This is a genomic window from Gluconobacter sp. (assembly GCF_047723935.1).
Taxonomy (GTDB): Bacteria; Pseudomonadota; Alphaproteobacteria; order Acetobacterales; family Acetobacteraceae; genus Gluconobacter.
Genome location: NZ_JBDOBO010000125.1, coordinates 1 through 4,359 on the forward strand (window position 1 = coordinate 1; position 4,359 = coordinate 4,359).

Below are 4,359 nucleotides of genomic sequence, written 5' to 3' on the forward strand. Positions count from 1 at the left end.
ACGAATGGAATCACAGAGCTGGTTTCAAAACCAGCGGGTTTTTCGAACCCTCCAGGTCTGATGGGCAATTCTGTGAAGAAGTTTTCTTCTGAGGTCCGTGCTCGTGCGTTGCAACTGGTTCTGGAGCATGAGGACGAGTACCCGTCGCGCTGGACAGCGATGGTGTCGATTGCCGGCACAATTGGCTGCTCCGTCCAAACCCTGAACGAATGAGTCAAAAAGATTAAGGTCGAAACCGGCATGCGGGCGGGCGTTCCAGCCGAGATTCCCGATCGGCTCAAGGCGTTAGAGCGTGAAGTGCGTAATCTGCGCCAGGCGAATGAAATCCCGTGAAAAGCTTCGGCATGTTTCGCCAAAAGTGAGCTCGATCGCCTCGTTCGGAAATGACTGCGTTCGTCGATGGAATATGCCACCATCGAAGAGGTAGACCGGTTCAATAACCGCAGCATCCTTGAGGCGATCGGCAACATCATGCCGGCTGAGGCCGAGCAACAGTTCTACGCCACTATGGAGTCTATCTTCATGGCTTCGTAATTTATCCAGACCGGTCTCGGCAATCTTGGGGCGGTTCATAATCTGCGCTGTCCTTATCTATGCTTGGAAGGCCAGCAATGAAGATTTCATATTCGATCAGAGGCGACACACACGGCTTGCTCTGACTCTGTATTGTTTGCGCGCTACTCTCACGATCCTGCTGCCTCCAGCGAGTTTCTGTCGAAATCTCTGACCCCCAACCGCGTCGTCACCGAAGGTGGCAGATGTACCCTCAGAGCCAGCGTCCCGAACCCGCACGTATAGTTTATTACGTAATGCGCGTGGTCGGAAAAATCCAGCATCAGAACGGCCGTGATCTCCCAGCCAAAGGTGGGTCCAACTAGACGACTCTGATTGGCTACTTATTTTATAACAACCTGTTGACTTCTAGCGCGAACATGCGCTTACGTATGTCTAGTGAAATGAATTGAACTGAAATTTTGGAGAAGAGACATGAGTAAGACTTATTACACGTACGAGCTGGACGCACAGGGTAATCCCATTCTGGATGCCAAGGGCAACAAGATCGTTGAAACAACGTGGGTCGTCAGCAGCCCTAATCTTTGGGGCAATTCCAATGTTACCATCACGGACGCCAGTGGCAATCCTATTGAAACTCTTACCGGAGTGCCAAATGGCTTACTTTTAAGTCACATTCAGACAGGAACAGATGCAACCAATGGCAGTCTACTTTCTGTAATTGGTGGTAATTGGGTTTCCGTTCCCGGATCCTCGGGTACCATTGATATTGTTATCTCGGCTTTGTCTGCTCCAGTATTTACAATTGGCGGTACAACAGACATTAATTTCGTGGTCAATGCTGCGACCGCGATTACTGTCGATGTGTACGGTGGAACGGCTTCATTCTCAGGTGGTCTGGTCGCAGGTGCTCTGAGCGGTTCCACCATCAATATTGGTTATGGCGGTACATATAACGGCAATACGCAGCTGATCAGCCTGCTCCAGGGAACGAATGTCAATTTCACAACCGGCGGGGGTACGCTTGTTCTGAATGGTGGCGGTGTATTCCTTAATCTGTCAGGAACAACGATTACTGGCTATGATCCCGCCAAAGATACAATCGAGATCCAGAATACGGAGGCGCCTGTTTCCGGATATATCATTTCGGGAGACCCAAGCGGGGATACTCGCACAATTACCCTGATTGACAATAGCGGGAACCAAGCTGCAACATACACAGTAACCATTGCAGACGGAGCAAAAGTTCCTCTTGGAACTTATAATAACTCTGTCAATTCCTCCAGCCTTTCAACAAATCCTCTGCAAATTACTTACAGCAACGGCAATACCTATATTGGGGCCTGTTTTCTTTCTGGCAGCATGATCAGCACGCCCGAGGGTGATGTTGCGGTTGAAGACATCAAGCTTGGCGACGAGGTCATTGCGTTCGACTGGAAGAGCGGTCAGGATATTGTCCGTCCGGTCGTTTGGGTAGGCAAGACACACGTCAACGTGCGTCACGGTGTGCCTGACGATATGTCTGGCTATCCGATCCGCATTCTGAAAGATGCGATCTCTGCTGGTGTTCCCTACAAGGACATGCTGATCACGGCGGAGCACAGCCTGTTCTTCGACGGGAAGTTTGTCCCGGCCCGCATGCTCGTCAACGGCCGGTCGATTTTCTACGACAAGTCCATCACCTCCTACGATTACTATCATGTCGAGACCGAGCAGCATTCTGTCATCACCGCAGATGGCATGCTGACGGAGAGCTATCTCGACACCGGCAACCGCCACACCTTCCGCCAGGAAGGCAGCGTCGTGGCCTTTACGCCGTCCCGCAACCTGACCTGGGACGATGCAGCGGCACCGCTTGGGGTCAGCCGTGAATTCGCAGAGCCCCTGTTCCGCCAGGCCGAAGCTCGTGCGGAGGCAGCGGGCATCGCACAGAAAGAGAGCGCGCTCGAACTGACCGATGACGTCAACCTTCATCTCGTGACCGACACAGGTGCCGTGATCCGTCAGGCGCGCGAACATAATGGAAGCGTCGTCTTCATGCTTCCGACAGGCGTGAGGTCCGTGCGGATCGTCTCCAATGCCAGCCGTCCCAGCGATGTCATTGGACCCTTCGTCGATGACCGTCGCTATTTCGGTGTCGCGGTCGGTGACATCACGCTGTTCGAAGCCGGGCGGAACCATGCCGTCACAGCCCATCTGACCGAGAAGGAACTGGATGGCTGGAACACTCTGGAATGGGAAGACACGCGCTGGACCTCAGGCAATGCCCTGCTGCCACTCGGCGAGCGTCACCCCAACAGCGTCGCCCTTCTCGCCATCCAGATCAAAAAGGCCGGTCCCTATCTCGCTTCTGATGCAGCCGACATCCAGTCCGTAAAGACAGCCTGACATCCAGGTCGTCTTCAGAGTCAGACTGATATAAGACAGAAAACCCTGCGTCCTTTTCAGGCGCGGGGTTTTCTTTTATCTGAGGCTCCATGGCAATACGTACTCTTTTACAGCCCGGGCAGGTATGGACGCCGGACAATGACCAAATGCCCAAACGCCTGGTCGCTGATCTGCCAGAAGGCATGATTGCTTACACCCTCATTCCCCCATTATCTCATCACGATGCCGCGTCATGCAGAACCGAGGAGTACGTCGTCAGTCAATCTCTGTTTCGGCGTTGGATCCGCGAGACCGGGGCGACCCTCACGGGACAGACTGACGCCAAAGCTGCACCGGCCATCGAACTGGCCAAAAAGGTCGCTACCCTCCGTAGAGCTCATGGTATGAGTCAGGCCGATCTTGCGAAAGCCGTAGGTCTCAGCCGTTCGGCAATTGCGGCCCTGGAAACGGGCCGCACCAGCAGTGCCAACAAGCACCTGCCGAAGCTCGCAAAACTTTTCCAGGTACCCGTGGAGCTGTTTCTCGGAGGAATGGTGGAGCAGACCGCCATTATGGAGCTGTCATCCGACGAGCGTGATCTCATCGATCTTTACAGACGCCTGTCAACAGAGCAGAAACTCGATGTCCAGAAATATGCCGAAAGACGAACGAGGGGCTGAGGTGTATTAAAATCTGGAGCTCCGTCGTGCTGGGATGATGAAAGCGACGAGAGGGCACCTGGAGGGATCGAAGAACCCCTGATTGATGTGCTTGGCAGGTAATTTCTGGGTTTTGGCGATTTGATTGACGGTTTTTGCGATGGCCTCCGGTCTGCGTTTTGAGCAGATTGGAAGTTGTCCTCCGCTGGATGGCTATGCGCTCGCGTTCAATCTTTCGAGGAAGAGGAAGCGGCGCATGTTGTAGACGATATTGGCCAGCCCGATCCTCATGGTGGCTCGGCTGATACCGACAGTCCGGACAAACAGCCCCGTCTGTGATTTCTGATCGGCAAAGACATGCTCGACACGCGACCGGATAATGGATTTTCCTGCATTCGATTTCTGGATATGCCGGGGCATAGGCTTGAGATGCGGCTTTTTGCGATGAACCTTGGAGACAAAGCCCTGCTTTTCCATGAAGTCTTCATTGGCTTTTGAGCGGTAGGCCGTGTCAGCCCAGACACTTGAGGCTGTATTGGTTTTATCCAGCAGCCCCTCTCTCAATCGCGCGCCATCACTGGCGGCGGCATGCGTTGTTTTCCATTTCCGGATGAACCGGTATTTCCGATCGATGGAAACATGCGATTTATAGCCAAAGAACGGGATGGCGAGATCGCTGGATGGCATGGTTCCATCATCCTGCCGCTTCGCCTTCGTGAACTTCAGTGTCCATCGCGCATGACGATCTTTATGGGACAGCTTTGCGGGTTTGTCCTGCCAGTCTTCAGGAATACGTCCTTCCCGAAGATCGGCTTTCTCT

4 protein-coding genes and 1 pseudogene are annotated in these 4,359 nt (G+C 53.5%); 3 read left to right on the plus strand and 2 right to left on the minus strand.

The genetic code is table 11. The features are described 5' to 3' along the window. Positions 1–213: pseudogene (locus ABF979_RS16450) on the plus strand (hypothetical protein); the annotation flags it as partial. A gap of 72 nt (positions 214–285) precedes the next feature. Here ABF979_RS16450 and ABF979_RS16455 read toward each other — a convergent pair. Then, positions 286–573 carry a hypothetical protein gene (locus ABF979_RS16455; RefSeq protein WP_415554276.1) on the minus strand — a complete coding sequence of 96 codons (288 nt, stop codon included), beginning with the start codon at positions 571–573 and terminating at the stop codon, positions 286–288. A 414-nt stretch (positions 574–987) separates the two neighbouring features. On the opposite strand from ABF979_RS16455, the gene ABF979_RS16460 reads away from it, so the two are divergent. Beyond that, on the plus strand, positions 988–2,901 hold the full coding sequence (locus ABF979_RS16460) for a Hint domain-containing protein (RefSeq protein WP_415554275.1): 1,914 nt from the start codon (positions 988–990) through the stop codon (positions 2,899–2,901). Between the two features lie 146 nt (positions 2,902–3,047). Further along, entirely contained in the window at positions 3,048–3,560 is a 513-nt protein-coding gene (locus ABF979_RS16465) for a helix-turn-helix transcriptional regulator (RefSeq protein ID WP_415554274.1), read from the plus strand. A 192-nt stretch (positions 3,561–3,752) separates the two neighbouring features. Here ABF979_RS16465 and ABF979_RS16470 read toward each other — a convergent pair. After that, the coding region (locus ABF979_RS16470; protein ID WP_415560761.1) for a transposase at positions 3,753–4,359 on the minus strand (607 nt) is incomplete at its 5' end.